This window comes from Psychromonas sp. MME1, from assembly GCF_041080865.1.
Taxonomy (GTDB): domain Bacteria; phylum Pseudomonadota; class Gammaproteobacteria; order Enterobacterales; family Psychromonadaceae; genus Psychromonas.
This window is the reverse complement of the sequence record NZ_CP160906.1, coordinates 317,586-333,839: the sequence shown is the minus strand read 5'-3', so window position 1 is coordinate 333,839 and position 16,254 is coordinate 317,586. Positions and strand designations below refer to the sequence as shown.

Below are 16,254 nucleotides of genomic sequence, written 5' to 3'. Positions count from 1 at the left end.
TTAAAATAAATAAATACAAAGACGTATAAATAGATGATGAATATGATCCAGATCTATTTTTCCCTTTTTATTGTACGTAAAATCGACTATTCATAATAACAAGCGATCATGGACTTAACTATGCAAATAGGTATACCTAAAGAGATCCAAGAAAATGAAAACCGCGTTGCAGCGACTCCTAAAACAGTGGAGTTACTGATCAAACAAGGTTTTAACTTTCTTGTAGAAAAAAACGCCGGAGCAGCTGCTAGCTTTTCCGATCAAGCTTACCAAGATTCTGGTGCTGAAATCGGCACTGATACCGATCTAGTATGGCAATCCGATATTATCTTTAAAGTTAATGCGCCGACGGACAGTGAAATTGCAAAAATGAAAGAAGGGGCAACGCTCGTTAGTTTCATTTGGCCTGCACAAAACCCTACATTATTAACCAAGCTAGAAGCTAAAAAAATTAGCGTAATAGCAATGGACAGTGTGCCTCGAACATCTCGCGCTCAAGCTCTTGATGCCTTAAGTTCTATGGCAAATATCGCAGGTTACCGTGCGGTAATTGAAGCTGCAAATCAATTTGGTCGATTTTTTACAGGGCAAATTACAGCTGCTGGTAAAGTGCCACCAGCCAAGGTGTTAATTATTGGCGCAGGTGTTGCGGGACTGGCTGCTTTAGGTGCAGCGGGAAGTTTAGGTGCAATTGTACGCGCATTTGATACCCGTCCAGAAGTTAAAGAACAAGTTGAAAGTATGGGTGCGGAGTTCCTCGAAGTTGATTATACCGAAGAGGTAGAAGTTAGCAGCACAGGTTACGCAAAAACCATGTCGGAAGGTTATCAACAAGCACAAGCATTGATGATGGCTGAACAAGCAAAAGATGTTGATATTATTATTACCACCGCGCTTATTCCCGGTAAACCAGCCCCACTACTGATAACTGAAGAGATGATTGCTTCAATGAAACCTGGTAGTGTTATTGTTGATTTAGCAGCACAAGCTGGAGGCAATGCCGCACTTACGGTTAAAGATGAAATATTCCAAACCGAAAATGGTGTGAAAATAATTGGTTACACCGATTTACCAAGTCGTCTACCAACTCAATCAAGTCAACTATATGCAACTAATTTAGTTAACTTAATGAAGCTACTTTGTAAAAATAAAGATGGTCAAATTGACATTGACTTTGAGGATGAAGTACTACGTGGCGCTACTGTCGTTAAAGATGGTGAAATTTCTTGGCCACCACCAGCAATCAGTGTTAGTGCCGCGCCAGCAGCCAAACCAGTAGAAACAAAAGAAACTGTGGTTGTTGAAGAAAAAGCACCAAACAAGTGGATTAAACCAGTTGCCGCAATTGTCGTTGCAGGTCTCTTTGGATGGCTTGCAGATGCTGCGCCAACAGACTTTTTAGCACATTTCACTGTGTTCATATTAGCCTGTATCGTGGGTTACGGGGTTGTTTGGAATGTAGCTCATTCTCTACATACTCCACTAATGAGTGTAACTAACGCTATCAGTGGCATCATTATCATCGGTGCACTACTGCAAGTAGGTAGTGATAACGCGGTGGTCACCATTCTCTCTACGATTGCAATATTAATCGCAACCATCAACATAGTGGGCGGTTTTACTGTCACGCACCGTATGTTGAAAATGTTCCAGAAGGATAAATAATCATGTCTCAAGGATTAATTACAGCGGCTTATATTGTTGCAGCTATTCTCTTTATCGGCAGTCTTAACGGCTTAAGTAGCCAAGAAAGTGCCAAACGTGGCAACCTGTTTGGTATTATCGGTATGATAATCGCAATTTTTGCGACTATCGCCAGTGCACAGGTTTCTGGGTTAGGTTATATCACCGTGGCAATGGCGGTTGGTGCAGGTGTTGGTGTTCGTTTAGCGTTAAAAGTTGAAATGACTTCAATGCCTGAATTAATTGCCGTTTTACACAGCTTTGTAGGCCTTGCAGCCGCCTTTATCGGCTTTAATTCATACCTTGACCATGGCGTGTTGTTAGGGGTTGAAAAAACGATTCACGATGTAGAAATATTCCTCGGTATATTTATTGGTGCAGTTACCTTCACAGGTTCGATTGTTGCTTATGGCAAATTAAGCGGAAAAATCAACAGTGCCGCATTATCATTACCAGGTAAAAACTGGATCAACATCGTTGCCGTTGCAGCATCGGCATTCTTACTAGTTGCCTTTGTCAGTGGTGATTTGGGTCTATCGGCTCTGATTATTATGACACTTATTGCATTAGCTTTCGGATGGCACTTAGTGGCATCAATCGGTGGTGCTGATATGCCAGTTGTTGTTTCCATGCTTAACTCCTATTCTGGTTGGGCTGCTGCTGCAACAGGTTTCATGCTCGCAAATGACCTATTAATCATTACTGGTGCATTAGTTGGTTCAAGTGGTGCAATCCTCTCTTACATTATGTGTAAAGCAATGAACCGCTCTTTTATCAGCGTGATTTTAGGCGGCTTTGGTAATGAAGAGTTTAGCCAAGAAGATCAAGAGTATGGTGAGCATACAGAAGCGAGTGCTCAGGATGTCGCTGAAATGTTAAATGCAGCTAAAAACATCATTATCGTACCGGGTTATGGTATGGCGGTGGCACAAGCACAGTATCCAGTTGCAGATTTAACCAAACGTTTACGTGCTAAAGGCAAAAACGTACGTTTTGGTATTCACCCAGTTGCAGGGCGTTTACCTGGCCACATGAATGTATTATTAGCTGAATCTAAAGTGCCTTACGATATTGTATTAGAGATGGATGAAATCAATGAAGATTTTCCTGAGACTGATGTTGTATTGGTCATTGGTGCAAATGATACCGTCAACCCTGCTGCGAATGAGCCTGGTACACCAATTTCTGGTATGCCTGTATTGCATGTTTGGGAAGCTGAAAAAGTGATCGTATTTAAACGTTCAATGGGTGCGGGCTATGCTGGCGTACAAAATCCACTGTTCTTTAAAGAGAATTCAGATATGCTATTAGGCGATGCGAAATCATCGGTTGATGCGATACTTTCAGCTCTTTAATTACTTTGTTTCCATAAGCAATAAACAAGCTTAGAAAACATCGAGGCAGGTAGATTCAATCTACCTGCCTTTTTTATTTCTCTTGATAAGAGAAAACTCGCCTTACCCATTTTATTCCCCCTTTACAAAAACAGCCTATTACACTTTATTAAATAAAAATAACTTTATTAACTCAACTTGAAACTCTAGTTACTCCTTCCTATAGTTAAAGAGTCTTTGGATAGTAAAAATGGATCTTAACAGCCTAATAATTTCAAGTACGAGCGAATAGATTAACTGTAATTATTATCCTTAGCATAGCAAACAGTGATAACTAAATTATTACGCTATATTTTGCTTTCAGCCTTTAACAAGGAAGTGTATTAAATGGTCTCGAATAAGAGCAATCCGACAGCGTCTTTAGCTTCTTTTGAGGTAAAGTCCCCCACTCTTGAAATGTATTTAGATGCAGTTTTCAATAATGCAGGCGATCCTATATTCGTAAAAGATGAACACTCCAGATTACTGCTTGTTAATGACGCCTTTTGCAATATATTTAAATTACCGAGAGAGCAAATAATCGGAAAAACACTCGCTGAAAAAGTACCAGCAAACGAGCTAGAACATTTTTTATCTATCGATAGACAAGTGATGGAAACAGGAGAAGAGTGCTTATGCGAAGAAACAATAACAACTGCAGGGCAAAAAACTAAAACGATACTGACTAGAAAAAATCGATTTGTAGATCCCAAAGGTAGCTATTTTTTAGTCGGTGTCATACATGACATTAGTGCACGTAAACAAGTCGAAGAAAAATTAAAACTGGCTGCAAGCGTCTTCTCCCACGCTCGAGAAGAAATTGCTATCACCGACAATTACGCTACGATTATCGAAATTAATGACGCCTTTACAGATAACACGGGATATAGCCGTGAAGAAGCGATTGGTCAAAATCCTCGTATATTAAAATCAGGCCGACAATCCCCCGATTTCTATCGTAATATGTGGAAGTCGCTACGCAAGAAAGGGCATTGGTCAGGTGAAATGTGGAATAAGCGCAAAAATGGTGAAGTATATGCGGTAATGAAAACCATCAGTGCTATATATGATAAGCAAGGAAACACGACCCATTATGTCTCCGTAGGTAGTGATATCACCACCTTAAAAAAGCATCAAGAGCAATTAGAGCACGTTGCTCAGTATGACACACTCACTAACCTGCCAAATCGTTCATTACTTACCGACAGGTTAATTCAATCTATGCTGCAGTGTAGCCGCCACAATAAATCACTTGCAGTTGTCTTTTTAGATTTAGATGGTTTTAAAGCGGTCAATGATAACTATGGGCATGATGTGGGGGATGCACTGCTGATTGCACTGTCTAAGCGAATGCAACAATCATTGCGTGAAGGAGATAGCTTAGCACGCATTGGTGGAGATGAGTTTGTTGCTGTACTTGCTGACTTAGTTAAAGTTGAAGATTGTGAACCGGTTCTGGAAAGGTTGCTATTAGCTTCGTCGGAACCCATTACTGTCAATGATGTCATACTCAATGTATCGGCCAGTCTTGGCGTGACTATTTACCCGCAGGATAATGTCGATGCAGAGCAACTTATTCGTCATGCCGATCAAGCAATGTATATGGCCAAAGCTTTAGGCAAGAATCGTTATCACCTGTTTGATACGACTCAAGATGATGCAGTAAAAATGCAACGAGCATCCTTAGAGGCTATTCGCGGCGCATTAGATAACCATCAATTTATACTCCATTATCAACCTAAAGTTAATATGAAAACGGGGGCTGTTATCGGTGTTGAAGCACTCATCCGCTGGCAACACCCAACACGAGGACTACTCAGCCCAATTGAATTTTTGCCCGCCATTGAAAATAACCCGATGAATATAGAGATGGGCGAATGGGTGATTGATAAAGTATTAACCCAAATAAGTCTGTGGCAAAAAATGGGGCTAAATTTTACCGTTAGTACCAGTATCAACATTGCAGCGGTACAATTACAGCGCTCTGATTTTGTTAATAGACTCGCTTCATTGTTAGCGGCCCATCCCGATGTAGAGCCTTGCTATTTAGAGTTAGAAGTTTTAGAAACCAGTGCCTTGAATGATTTACATCATGTATCCGAAATAATGAATGCCTGTATCGCACTGGGGGTGAATTTTGCTTTAGATGATTTTGGCACTGGGTACTCATCTTTAACTTACCTGAGGCGACTCCCCACTAAATTAATTAAAATCGACCAGAGCTTTGTCCGAGATATGTTAGATGATGCCGATGATTTAGCCATTGTTGAAGGGGTAATCGCCTTAGCGAAGTCCTTCAAACGGGAGGTGATTGCTGAAGGTGTTGAAACTATAGAGCATGGTACAACCCTATTGCGATTAGGATGTGAATTAGCACAAGGTTACGGCATAGCCAGACCAATGCCAGCAAGCGATATTCCCGCATGGATTAACAACTGGAAAGCAGATCTTAATTGGCAAAGCAAAAAATAAATTTAACAACTGATCTACCTCCATACAAAACGTACACTATTCTGTTGCAATTAATTAGAGGAAGCCATTAATGTAAATGGTTATTGCCTTTACGAAAATTACAACATAAAGTAAGTTATTTTAACCAGCAAAATAGATCAGCTATTTACTCCGATTGGTATAATTGTGTAATAACAGGCTATTACGATTGAATGCAATGCTGTTATCTATTATTTTAAGCAACAGAATAGATCTGATACTTATGCAGCTTGCTATAAGTAAAAAACGTGATTTGCATACTGCTTAATCATTCCCCATATTACTGATTTTCTCCACCTTAAAACAACATATCAACTACCCCAACGCTCTTTTGTTAAAAAAAAGTTAAAATGTTTGAAATTTTTTTCACATTACCACGGTATCTATTATTGAATACAACAACAAAGCGTACATGGTACGCATTTCATTTAATAAACATACAGGGTATCCATTATGAAAAAATCTAATATGGCTTTAGCAGCGACAGTTTCTACATTAATTGCAGTGGGTAGTTCAATGATTTCAGCACCAGCAATGGCCGCTGGTAAAGAGAAATGTTATGGCGTTGCAGCAGCAGGACAAAATGATTGCGCGACTAAAACTAGCTCATGTGCAGGCACAGCAAAAATGGATCGTCAAGGTGATGCCTTTATCGCTGTACCCAAAGGGCTATGCGAAAAATTAGCAGGTGGCAGTTTAACACCGAAAATGTAAGATAATTGTTAGTAACTATCATGACGATGGTTAGTCGATATCAAGCTAGCCGTCGTCAATGTAAAGAGGCTGTTGTGAAAAAAATAAACAAAAGTGCATTCGGTATAGGATTACGCCCCATCCATCATCAAGCATTAATGACTGAACAACCATCATTGGGTTTTGTGGAAATACATAGTGAAAATTATTTTAATGCGCATAGTAAAAATCATTATTACCTTGAGCAAGCGGCCAGTTTATATCCGCTGAGTTTTCACGGCATTGGTTTATCCTTGGGCAGCGCAGAAGCAATAAGCATTAACCACTTGCAGAATTTAAAACAACTTGTCGATCGATTTCAGCCCGCTTTAGTTTCCGACCATTTAAGTTGGAGCTCCCTACAAGGCACATATTTTAACGATTATTACCTATTCCCTATACGAATGACTCTTTGTCTTACTTTGTAAATAATGTCAATCAAGTCCAAGATTATTTACAAAGAGAGATAATTATTGAAAATCCCTCATCTTATCTACAATATCTCGACGGTGATTTCAGTGAAGCAGAATTCATCAATGAAATTGCAGAGCAAACAGGATGTGGAATACTACTTGATATTAATAATGTATTTGTTAGCGCAACGAATCATCAGTTTTCCGCAGAAAAATATTTGCATGCCATTAACCATAGCAAAGTAGAGGAGATACATTTAGCAGGCTTTACCAAAAAAGAAATCCAAGGCAGCACTATTTTAATCGATACCCACAGTACCTTTGTCAGTCCTGATGTATGGGCTCTTTATGAGCTCTATATCAAAAAGACGAAAACTGAAGCGGTGAGCTTGATTGAGTGGGATCAAGAGATCCCCTGTTTAAATACATTGCTTGGCGAACAAAATAAAGCGCAAAATATTCGCAAAAAAGTAGAGGGGAGCTATTAATGGAATTAAAAATAGTTCAACAACAATTTAGCGACACACTGCGCTATAAAGAGTCGCTCATCACGACACAAATCAAGGAGTCGGCATCCTTTAAACAAGATGATTTATTACAAATATACCGAAATAATTTTGTTATGGGGGTAACGGAAGCACTATCAGCAACCTATCAACACTGTCTAGCATTAGTGGGTGAAGATTTTTTTAATATAGCGGCAAGAAATTTTATATTAGAACAGCCCCCCCATGAAAATAACATTATCAATTATGGTGATGGTTTTGCTACCTTTTTAAGTCATTTACCACAATTACAAACGCTACCTTATATTGCAGAAATGGCGCGCTTTGAATGGTTGCTTGAGCAGACAAGTAATAAACAGATAGAGCCGCAATCATTCGATTTTGAAAAACTAGTAAAACTACCAGAAACACAATTAGGTGATATTATCTTGCAAGTTCCAACGCAGGTTACCCTATTCTCAAGCGAACAAGATATTTACCAGTTATATAATATGATCATTAAGGATCAAGTAAAACATAGCGATTTAAATAGCAATTGCTATCTTGCCTTAAAAAAAGAGATTGATTTTACGGTTGCCCTGATCCCTTTACAAAAAGCACAATTTTTATTGTTACAACAAATAACTCAGCAGCGGACATTAGCAGAGATCCCCTCTGAATTTCATGCGCTATTACCCTCATTAATCGAACAAAAATTACTCAACGGGTTTACCATTAGGAAATCATTATGACAAAATTACTGCAGTTATATAATTTAACGGTCAATAAAATGATCTGTTTCTCTACACCATTAATATTACTATTTACGCGAATTTGGGTCGCATTAATCTTTTTTAAGTCAGGATATTTAAAAATAACGACATGGGATAGCACGTTATATCTTTTCGAAGAGGAGTATCAAGTACCTATTATACCATGGCAAGCCGCCGCATATTTAGCAACAGCTGCAGAATTAATTTTACCAATATTTTTAATTTTAGGGCTGTTTACTCGCCCCATGGCTGCCATCTTATTTATGTTTAATATAATCGCCGTTATCTCTTATCCAATACTATGGGAGAGCGGTTTCTACGATCACCAATTGTGGGGGTTAATGCTCCTGATTAATGTGATCTGGGGGGCAGGAATATTATCCTTAGACCACCCATTGAGAAGGCACTTTTTTAATAAACAGGGTGTCACAATAGTGAACTAACTATAAAGACTATTGAACCATAAAATCAAAATGTAACCATTGTTCTTGACCATTCACTTGTAGCAAAATTTGCAACTGCCAAATCATGTTTTCAGTTGTACATGCCCCCACCAGGGTTTTAGCTACATAGTGGTGGTCGTTAGCGGCAATAAAAGTGACAGGTATTCGTCCCATGAACATACTTTTTCCTTCTATTTTAGCCTCGATCACTTGCCAATGCTCCACTTCCGATTGCAAACCAAACTGGATCCATTGCTCTGCTTTAATTGGCGGGTTGTTGACCTTCAGCCAAAACACCCCTTGTTCAGTAATATATTCACAGGGGGAAAAGTAATCACAACGAACCATGCTTGTTTGTGACGTTTGCTCCCCTAAAACTTCCACTTGTTTAGTTTTATCCGCAAGAGACATTAGCGTTCGCCAACTAAAAAGAGACACAAGAATAATTAATAATAGTAATAGCTGTAACACTCTCATTTTGTTTAACATTTAAAATCCCTATAAAAATAGTGAGTAAGGTGTGATTTTTAACATAAATCGTCAATTTATTAACAATTAAATAACCAATTTCTGTTCATTTAAAACGACTTCACGTAAACTCTATTGAAAATAAATATATTTTAGTGCTTTCACTATAAATACAATTTATTGTTCAAAAATGAAGCAGGATATTAACACTTCATCAACACGTACATTGTAAATACATGCATGGAATCAAAACAATGACAACCGCAACGATAACTCAACCTGACTACGACTTCAAAGTTGTTCGTCAGTTTACACTTACCACCATCTTCTGGGGTATTATAGGGATGGCAGTCGGCGTGCTAATAGCAGCACAACTGATCTGGCCTGCACTAAATTTTGATACTCCTTGGTTAACCTACAGCCGCCTACGTCCACTCCATACTAATGCCGTGATTTTTGCATTTGGTACCTCGGCGTTGATGGCTACATCATTTTATGTTGTACAACGCACCTGCCAAACTCGACTATTTGGTGGACCATTGGCATCCATTGTATTCTGGGGATGGCAATTAGTTATACTCAGTGCAGCGATCTCATTGCCTTTGGGTTATACAACATCAAAAGAGTATGCTGAACTGGAATGGCCGATAGACTTGCTTATCACTGCCGTTTGGGTTGTTTATGCGATTGTTTTTTTTGGCACACTAGCCATTAGAAAAACATCTCATATTTATGTTGCTAACTGGTTCTTTGGTGCATTCATTTTGACTGTTGCGGTATTACATATTGTTAATAGCTTAGCAATTCCTGTATCAATGGGCAGCATGAAGTCTTACTCCGTTTACTCTGGGGCCGTTGATGCGATGGTACAATGGTGGTACGGACACAATGCAGTTGGTTTTTTATTAACCGCTGGTTTCTTAGGGATGATGTACTATTTTGTGCCTAAGCAAGCAAACCGCCCTGTTTACTCCTATCGCCTTTCGATTGTCCATTTCTGGGCGCTTATTGCTGTTTATATCTGGGCTGGACCTCATCATCTTCATTACACAGCACTACCTGATTGGGCTCAATCATTAGGTATGGTGATGTCATTAATCCTATTTGCACCTTCGTGGGGCGGCATGATCAATGGGATCATGACCTTATCAGGAGCTTGGCATAAATTACGTACCGATCCTATTCTGCGTTTCTTAGTTGTTTCATTGTCTTTCTATGGTATGTCTACCTTTGAAGGGCCAATGATGGCGATCAAAACCGTGAATGCTTTATCCCATTATACCGATTGGACTGTCGGTCACGTTCACTCTGGAGCTTTAGGTTGGGTAGCGATGGTTTCTATTGGGGCATTATACCACCTTGTACCAAAATTATTCGGTCAAAAAGGGATGTATAGCGTTGCTATGATCAACCTACATTTTTGGTTAGCAACTATAGGCACAGTTTTATACATTGTTGCAATGTGGATATCGGGTGTAATGCAAGGCTTGATGTGGCGTGCCGTCAACGATGATGGCACATTAACCTATACCTTCGTCGAGTCATTAGAAAAATCCTATCCTTTCTATACCATCCGTTTTGTTGGAGGATTGGTCTTCTTATCGGGAATGTTGGTAATGGCTTACAATACCTATAAAACAGTTGTTGCTGAAGAAGGCTCTATCAAGCCTCAAGAACTTGGTTAAGTCAGGGAGTGAGATAATGAAGCACGAATTTATTGAAAAAAATGTGGGTTTACTAGCAATATTTATCATCATAGCCATTAGCTTTGGTGGTTTAGCTCAGATCACGCCACTATTATTCCAAAAAGAGACTAACGAACCTGTTGATACGTTACGCCCTTACACTGCACTCGAAATGGAAGGTCGTGATATCTATATCCGTGAAGGTTGTAGTGTTTGTCATAGCCAAATGATCCGTCCATTTAGGGCTGAAACAGAACGTTATGGGCACTATAGTGTGGCTGGAGAACATGTTTGGGAACATCCATTCCTATGGGGTTCAAAACGAACAGGCCCCGACCTTGCGCGTGTTGGTCAACGTTACTCCGATGCTTGGCATGAAGTACATCTACTTAACCCTCGTGATGTAGTACCACAATCAAATATGCCTGGTTTCCCATGGTTAGCAGAGAGCACCTTAACGGGTGAAGATACTGCGCGTAAACTAACCATATTTAAAGATAATTTTGGCGTGCCCTATAGCGATCAAGATATAGCAGGAGCAAAAGCAGCTGTACAAGGAAAAACAGAAATGCAGGCGCTAATTGCTTATTTACAATCACTTGGACACGCATTTAAATAATGACAAAGCTCAGTGATTGAGCTTTGATTTCGGACTACTGGAGGGCTTATGGATTACGCAACATTTAATGGACTATACACACTGTTCTTAATTATTATTTTCGTTGCATTGATTTTATGGGCGTACAGTAAAAAACATAAAAAGTCATTTGAGGATATCGCGAACTCGATACTCGACGAGCCTCAAGACTCAACAACGTATGGCAACGATAAAAACAAACATACGGGAGCTAAAAAATAATGAGCATTTTTTGGACAATATGGATCACAGTGATCACACTCATCGTTATTATTGGTTGTGCTGTATTGTTACGCGCAACATCAAAGAATAGTACTGGTGTTAAAGAAGGTGAACCAATGCCACATACTTTTGATGGCATTCAAGAATTGAATAACCCATTACCTAAATGGTGGACAGGTCTATTTTGGTTCACCATCGCGGTTGGGTTAGTATATAGCTTTGCCTTTCCAACCTATACAGCCAACTGGAATGGGTTACTTGACTGGACGAGTTCAGAACAGAGCGTTATGTCAATAGAGGAATCGCAAGCCTTATCGGAAACGTCACACTCTCAGTATCAACGAGAAATGAATGCGGCCGAAGAAAAATACGGTGAAGTATTCAAACAGCTAGCCTATGATGAAAATGGTGTTTATAAGGATTTAACGTTAGTAGCGAAAGATCCTGAAGCGGTTAAAGTTGGACAACGACTATTTTTACAAAACTGCGCACAATGTCATGGTTCAGATGCGCGTGGCAGTTTAGGTTTTCCAAATTTAACCGATGATGATTGGTTATATGGTGGAGAACCTGAAACGATTAAAAAAACCATCATGGCTGGTCGTAATGGCGTAATGACGCCATGGAAAGAGATTCTCGGTGAGCAAGGCGTCAAAGAAGTGGCTACCTATGCACTAAAACTGAGTGGTCGACGCGTTAACGCCGTTGAGGCTCAAGCTGGCGAAAAGCATTTTGTTATGTGCGCCGCCTGTCATGGCGCAGATGGTAAAGGTAATCATGCCCTTGGCGCACCAAATTTAACCGATAATATCTGGTTATATGGTGGGTCGAGAAAAGCCGTTGAAGCAACAATTAGCTATGGTCGTAATGGTGTTATGCCTGCTTGGGACAGCATTTTAGGTGAAGATAAAGTACACCTTATCGCAGCTTATGTTTACGCACTTTCGGCTCAGTAATAACCGCCATTAAGAAAATAATAACAGCCCCATTTTAAGCCTCGTTTTCGGGGCTTTTTTGTGGTATTAACGAGCACTAAATGTTAAATTTATGGCTATCATATTCCCCCTTTTAGGCTTCCCATGCAAAAAATGAATAAAATTTGGTTTAAACAATTTTGGCCCTGGTTTCTCATCCTACTTCCAATGGCAGCCGTTGTCGGCGGTATTAGCACGCTGATTATTGCCAACAACAATAAACCCAATATGGTCGCCGATGATTACTATATAAAAGGAAAAGCAATCAATAGCGATTTAAGCCAGCTTAAAAATGCACAGCGTTTAAATATTAAAGCAGAGATCCAACAAGTTAATGATCAAATAGTGATCAGCTTAGGTGGTGTGAAAGATAATAGCTCGATATATTTTTCGCTGTTTCATTCAACGCTCGCCGATCAAGATATCACCACATTACTAACAGCAGATGCGCAAGGACGTTATCATTTTGATACAGGCAGTGAGTTAAAAGGTAAGTGGCTGCTACGCATTGAGCCCTTTGATAAAAGTTGGCGTTTACAACAAACCGTACAACTGCCAGCTACCACTATTAATTTATAATGGTAAAAATCGCAACCTGCTTTCATTGTGGAGAGCCAAATCCTCAAAATACGCCATATCAAGTGACCATTAATGGGCAACCACAAGATATGTGCTGCCCCGGTTGCGAGGCGATAGCACAGACCATTGTCGATAGTGGTTTAACCTCTTATTATAGCCACCGCAGCGCAACGGCAGAAAAATCCCCTTCTTTAATTCCAGAAGAATTACAACAACTTGAATATTATGATATTGATCAGATTCAAGCAGACTTTGTCGAACACCACGAAAAAATAAACGAAATAACACTAACGATAGAAGGCATAACCTGTGCAGCCTGTGCATGGTTAATTGAAAAGAAACTACGCTTCCTGCCAGGTTTACAATTCATTAATGTTAATACCACACAACATCGCGCCTTAATAAAATGGGATAATAGCCAACTTAAGCTGAGTACTATTTTAAAAGAAATACAAAAAATAGGCTATAAAGCCTACCCTTTTCAAGTTAACAAGCAGGAAGCATTATATACAGAGCAATCTAAATCTTACCTGCGCCGCCTCGGCTTAGCAGGCCTTGCGACCATGCAAGTGATGATGTTTGCTATCGCTTTATATGCTGATTTTTTTTCCGATATGGAGACGGAGTTTATTAACTATTTCCGCTGGGTAAGTTTAATTTTAGCCACGCCAGTATTGCTCTATAGTGCCCAGCCCTTTTATATAAATGCGTGGCGTAATCTACGCAACGTTAGCCTTGGCATGGATGTGCCAATTTCTATCGCCCTTTTAGGTGCCTATTGCGCCTCCGCTTATGCAACTGTTGTAGGCCGAGGTGAAGTCTATTTTGAATCCATTTCCATGTTCACTTTTTTACTCTTGCTTGGCCGTTTGCTAGAACTTCGAGCAAGACGCAAGGCGTCGGAAACAAGTAGTAATTTATTACGCTTATTACCCGCAATGGCGACAAGATTAGAAGATATTCAGCACCCTGAAAAACAATCTATTATTCCAGCTAAAACACTACAAATCGGCGAGACCATTTTAATCAAAGCCGGTGAGACAATCCCCATTGATGGCATCATATTAACTGGAGAGAGTCATATTGAAGAATCGATGCTAACGGGTGAACACATTCCGGTCAACAAAGGTAAAAATGCACAGGTTTATGCAGGCACAGTGAATGTTAGCAGCCCATTAACAGTACGTGTTGATAAATTAGCAGAGAATACCCTCATCGCTGATATTATTCACTTGCAAGATGTTGCCCAACTCAATAAGCCTCGGATTGAAATCCTTGCCGATAAAGTATCTCGTTATTTTGTAGCAACCTTATTAATTATCTCAGCGTTAACCTATATCGGTTGGAGTGTTATCGCACCAGAGCAGGCTTTTTGGATAACCTTATCGGTATTAGTGGCAACTTGTCCCTGCGCGCTTTCATTAGCAACACCGACCGCACTAACCTGCGCCACCGCACAGCTTAATAAACAAGGTATTTTAATCAAACAGCACCATGCTTCAGACACTCTGTAAAATCAATCATATGTTTTTTGATAAAACGGGAACACTCACTCAAGGTGATTTTTCTTTATTAAAATGTATAACCTATGGTTCCTATTCAGAAGCGGAATGCATTAACTTAGCCGCGCAATTAGAGCAATATTCCGAGCACCCCATCGCACAAGCTTTTCATCAACAACAGCAGGCCCATCTCAATTTAAGTGCTGTAAAAAACATGCCTAGTCAAGGGTTACAGGCGCAATATCAAGGGCATGTAGTGAAACTCGGCAATGCGCTATTTTGTCAGGTAGAAACGCCGCTAAAAAGTGGCGAACAAGTTATTTATCTCACTCAAGGTAGCCAATTACTCGCCGCTTTTGAACTAGGTGATAAACTTAGAGAAAGTGCCACTGAAATTAGCGATTACTGTCACAATGAAAAAATAGAGACAACATTGTTAACTGGCGATATCTCCTTAAAAAGCGAAGAAGTAGCTGAATTACTGCATATTAATCATGTTATTAAAGGGGTAACACCGCAAGGAAAACTGCACCACCTGCAACAAGCACAGAAAAAAGATAAAGTGTTAATGGTTGGCGATGGCATAAACGATGCCCCAGTTTTAGCCGCTGCCCATATCTCTGTTGCACTAGCAACAGGAACCGATATAGCTAAAAACAGTGCCGATGTTATTCTACTTGGTGAAGATCTACAGAAAATAATTACACTACGACAACTAGCACAGAAAACACGCACGATTATTAAGCAAAACCTTGCCTGGGCATTAGGTTATAATCTACTCATTATGCCGCTAGCTATTCTTGGTTATGTTCCGCCATACATCGCAGTTATTGGTATGTCTTTTAGTTCTCTGATTGTAGTGAGTAACTCACTAAGGTTATTAAAATGAGTATTATCTATGTCTTAATTCCTATCGCCATGCTCTTCGTAGCAATCGCTGTCATGGTCTTTTTTTGGGCAGTGAAATCAAATCAATACGACGACCTTGACAGAGAAGGTGTCAATATTCTATTCGATGAAGATCAGCCATTAACAGATAGCGATAATAATAAACCATCTATACATAAAGCTAACAGTTTGACTAAGCAACATGATCAATAATGATTTTATCGCGGCACTCTTAATTGGCTTGTTAGGTGCAGGACACTGCCTCGGAATGTGTTCTGGAATTGCTGGTGCGATTACCTTTTCGATTCACGATAAGCAAAAAAAATCCACATCACTCTTCGCATTAATCTTATATAACCTTGGGAGAGTAAGTAGTTACACCTTAGCGGGAGCAATATTTGCAGGAAGCAGTGGCGCATTAATTGTTTTTTTCGGTGGCAAAGAAGCGTTAATTTACCTGCGCATGGTCGCCGCTATTTTAATGCTACTGTTGGCGCTATATATCTCGCGTATTTGGTTTGCGTTACAAAAACTAGAACAAGCAGGTCAATTGCTTTGGCGATTTATAAAACCCGTTGCGCAATTATTCATTCCCTTGAAACATCCACTCTACGCATTGCCATTAGGTTTTTTATGGGGTTGGCTGCCCTGTGGCTTGGTGTACTCAACACTATCTTGGGCAGCAAGCAGTGGCGGTATGAGCAATGGAGCTCTGATCATGTTCGGTTTTGGTTTAGGTACCATGCCAGCAATGCTAAGTGTTGGCACATTAAGCCACAAACTCAAATACTATTTGAATCATCACCTTTTTAGGTATGCAAGTGGCTTACTACTCGCAAGCTTTGCATTACACACTTTTTACGTGGCATACAAACAACTCATATTGTAAAGGTGCGAAATAAGTTTA

General features: G+C 39.8%; 16 protein-coding genes and 1 pseudogene. 16 read left to right on the top strand and 1 reads right to left on the bottom strand.

Features of this window, described 5'->3' with window-relative positions; all coding sequences use genetic code 11:
• Positions 1–120: 120 nt before the first annotated feature.
• The 7 genes and pseudogenes from AB2N10_RS01580 (at position 121) to AB2N10_RS01550 (ending at position 8,392) form a co-directional block, all read left to right on the top strand.
• Positions 121–1,665 (top strand): Re/Si-specific NAD(P)(+) transhydrogenase subunit alpha, encoded by a 1,545-nt coding sequence (locus tag AB2N10_RS01580; RefSeq protein ID WP_369434211.1) that lies wholly within the window; start codon positions 121–123, stop codon positions 1,663–1,665.
• 2 nt (positions 1,666–1,667) lie between these two features.
• On the top strand, positions 1,668–3,038 hold the full coding sequence (gene pntB, locus AB2N10_RS01575) for a Re/Si-specific NAD(P)(+) transhydrogenase subunit beta (RefSeq protein WP_354624807.1): 1,371 nt from the start codon (positions 1,668–1,670) through the stop codon (positions 3,036–3,038).
• Between the two features lie 366 nt (positions 3,039–3,404).
• Positions 3,405–5,528, top strand: coding sequence for an EAL domain-containing protein (locus AB2N10_RS01570; protein ID WP_354624806.1), 2,124 nt, complete (start codon positions 3,405–3,407; stop codon positions 5,526–5,528).
• A 471-nt stretch (positions 5,529–5,999) separates the two neighbouring features.
• A complete protein-coding gene (locus tag AB2N10_RS01565) occupies positions 6,000–6,260 on the top strand; it encodes a DUF2282 domain-containing protein (protein ID WP_354624805.1) in 261 nt (86 codons plus the stop codon).
• Between the two features lie 20 nt (positions 6,261–6,280).
• Positions 6,281–7,179: pseudogene (locus AB2N10_RS01560) on the top strand (DUF692 domain-containing protein).
• Positions 7,179–7,928 carry a DNA-binding domain-containing protein gene (locus AB2N10_RS01555; protein WP_354624803.1) on the top strand — a complete coding sequence of 250 codons (750 nt, stop codon included), beginning with the start codon at positions 7,179–7,181 and terminating at the stop codon, positions 7,926–7,928. Before AB2N10_RS01560 ends, AB2N10_RS01555 begins: the two are co-directional and overlap by 1 nt.
• Positions 7,925–8,392: a DoxX family protein gene (locus AB2N10_RS01550; RefSeq protein WP_369434210.1), complete on the top strand. Its 468-nt coding sequence runs from the start codon at positions 7,925–7,927 to the stop codon at positions 8,390–8,392. The genes AB2N10_RS01555 and AB2N10_RS01550 overlap by 4 nt, the downstream gene beginning before the upstream one ends.
• Positions 8,393–8,401: 9 nt before the next feature.
• Here AB2N10_RS01550 and AB2N10_RS01545 read toward each other — a convergent pair whose 3' ends face one another.
• Positions 8,402–8,881: a hypothetical protein gene (locus AB2N10_RS01545; protein WP_354624801.1), complete on the bottom strand. Its 480-nt coding sequence runs from the start codon at positions 8,879–8,881 to the stop codon at positions 8,402–8,404.
• Between the two features lie 233 nt (positions 8,882–9,114).
• Between AB2N10_RS01545 and ccoN the strand changes: the two genes are divergently transcribed.
• The 9 genes from ccoN to AB2N10_RS01500 all read left to right on the top strand — a co-directional run bounded on the left by ccoN (position 9,115) and on the right by AB2N10_RS01500 (position 16,236).
• Positions 9,115–10,545 carry a cytochrome-c oxidase, cbb3-type subunit I gene (ccoN, locus tag AB2N10_RS01540; protein WP_354624800.1) on the top strand — a complete coding sequence of 477 codons (1,431 nt, stop codon included), beginning with the start codon at positions 9,115–9,117 and terminating at the stop codon, positions 10,543–10,545.
• Positions 10,546–10,561: 16 nt separating this feature from the next.
• The gene (gene ccoO / locus AB2N10_RS01535; RefSeq protein ID WP_354624799.1) at positions 10,562–11,164 is read left to right on the top strand and encodes a cytochrome-c oxidase, cbb3-type subunit II; all 603 of its coding nucleotides are present in this window, start codon (positions 10,562–10,564) and stop codon (positions 11,162–11,164) included.
• 48 nt (positions 11,165–11,212) lie between these two features.
• The gene (locus AB2N10_RS01530) at positions 11,213–11,404 is read left to right on the top strand and encodes a cbb3-type cytochrome c oxidase subunit 3 (protein ID WP_354624798.1); all 192 of its coding nucleotides are present in this window, start codon (positions 11,213–11,215) and stop codon (positions 11,402–11,404) included.
• Complete coding sequence (gene ccoP / locus AB2N10_RS01525) at positions 11,404–12,360, top strand: cytochrome-c oxidase, cbb3-type subunit III (protein ID WP_354624797.1); 957 nt, start codon at positions 11,404–11,406, stop codon at positions 12,358–12,360. The genes AB2N10_RS01530 and ccoP overlap by 1 nt, the downstream gene beginning before the upstream one ends.
• A gap of 123 nt (positions 12,361–12,483) precedes the next feature.
• Entirely contained in the window at positions 12,484–12,957 is a 474-nt protein-coding gene (locus tag AB2N10_RS01520) for a FixH family protein (protein ID WP_354624796.1), read from the top strand.
• The gene (locus tag AB2N10_RS01515) at positions 12,957–14,471 is read left to right on the top strand and encodes a heavy metal translocating P-type ATPase (RefSeq protein ID WP_369434209.1); all 1,515 of its coding nucleotides are present in this window, start codon (positions 12,957–12,959) and stop codon (positions 14,469–14,471) included. Before AB2N10_RS01520 ends, AB2N10_RS01515 begins: the two co-directional genes overlap by 1 nt.
• Positions 14,452–15,348 carry a heavy metal translocating P-type ATPase gene (locus tag AB2N10_RS01510; protein ID WP_369434208.1) on the top strand — a complete coding sequence of 299 codons (897 nt, stop codon included), beginning with the start codon at positions 14,452–14,454 and terminating at the stop codon, positions 15,346–15,348. The genes AB2N10_RS01515 and AB2N10_RS01510 overlap by 20 nt, the downstream gene beginning before the upstream one ends.
• Positions 15,345–15,560, top strand: a complete 216-nt coding sequence (ccoS, locus tag AB2N10_RS01505; RefSeq protein ID WP_354624793.1) for a cbb3-type cytochrome oxidase assembly protein CcoS — start codon at positions 15,345–15,347, stop codon at positions 15,558–15,560. Before AB2N10_RS01510 ends, ccoS begins: the two co-directional genes overlap by 4 nt.
• Positions 15,550–16,236: a sulfite exporter TauE/SafE family protein gene (locus tag AB2N10_RS01500; RefSeq protein WP_354624792.1), complete on the top strand. Its 687-nt coding sequence runs from the start codon at positions 15,550–15,552 to the stop codon at positions 16,234–16,236. The genes ccoS and AB2N10_RS01500 overlap by 11 nt, the downstream gene beginning before the upstream one ends.
• Positions 16,237–16,254 lie beyond the last annotated feature (18 nt).

Coding starts and splice junctions, on each gene's coding strand:
- AB2N10_RS01565 (WP_354624805.1), top strand. CDS start 6,000: ATGAAAAAATCTAATATGGCTTTAGCAGCGACAGTTTCTACATTAATT.
- AB2N10_RS01550 (WP_369434210.1), top strand. CDS start 7,925: ATGACAAAATTACTGCAGTTATATAATTTAACGGTCAATAAAATGATC.
- AB2N10_RS01555 (WP_354624803.1), top strand. CDS start 7,179: ATGGAATTAAAAATAGTTCAACAACAATTTAGCGACACACTGCGCTAT.
- AB2N10_RS01510 (WP_369434208.1), top strand. CDS start 14,452: ATGCTTCAGACACTCTGTAAAATCAATCATATGTTTTTTGATAAAACG.
- ccoO (WP_354624799.1), top strand. CDS start 10,562: ATGAAGCACGAATTTATTGAAAAAAATGTGGGTTTACTAGCAATATTT.
- AB2N10_RS01580 (WP_369434211.1), top strand. CDS start 121: ATGCAAATAGGTATACCTAAAGAGATCCAAGAAAATGAAAACCGCGTT.
- ccoS (WP_354624793.1), top strand. CDS start 15,345: ATGAGTATTATCTATGTCTTAATTCCTATCGCCATGCTCTTCGTAGCA.
- AB2N10_RS01500 (WP_354624792.1), top strand. CDS start 15,550: ATGATCAATAATGATTTTATCGCGGCACTCTTAATTGGCTTGTTAGGT.
- AB2N10_RS01545 (WP_354624801.1), bottom strand. CDS start 8,881: ATGTTAAACAAAATGAGAGTGTTACAGCTATTACTATTATTAATTATT.
- ccoP (WP_354624797.1), top strand. CDS start 11,404: ATGAGCATTTTTTGGACAATATGGATCACAGTGATCACACTCATCGTT.
- pntB (WP_354624807.1), top strand. CDS start 1,668: ATGTCTCAAGGATTAATTACAGCGGCTTATATTGTTGCAGCTATTCTC.
- AB2N10_RS01530 (WP_354624798.1), top strand. CDS start 11,213: ATGGATTACGCAACATTTAATGGACTATACACACTGTTCTTAATTATT.
- AB2N10_RS01520 (WP_354624796.1), top strand. CDS start 12,484: ATGCAAAAAATGAATAAAATTTGGTTTAAACAATTTTGGCCCTGGTTT.
- ccoN (WP_354624800.1), top strand. CDS start 9,115: ATGACAACCGCAACGATAACTCAACCTGACTACGACTTCAAAGTTGTT.
- AB2N10_RS01515 (WP_369434209.1), top strand. CDS start 12,957: ATGGTAAAAATCGCAACCTGCTTTCATTGTGGAGAGCCAAATCCTCAA.
- AB2N10_RS01570 (WP_354624806.1), top strand. CDS start 3,405: ATGGTCTCGAATAAGAGCAATCCGACAGCGTCTTTAGCTTCTTTTGAG.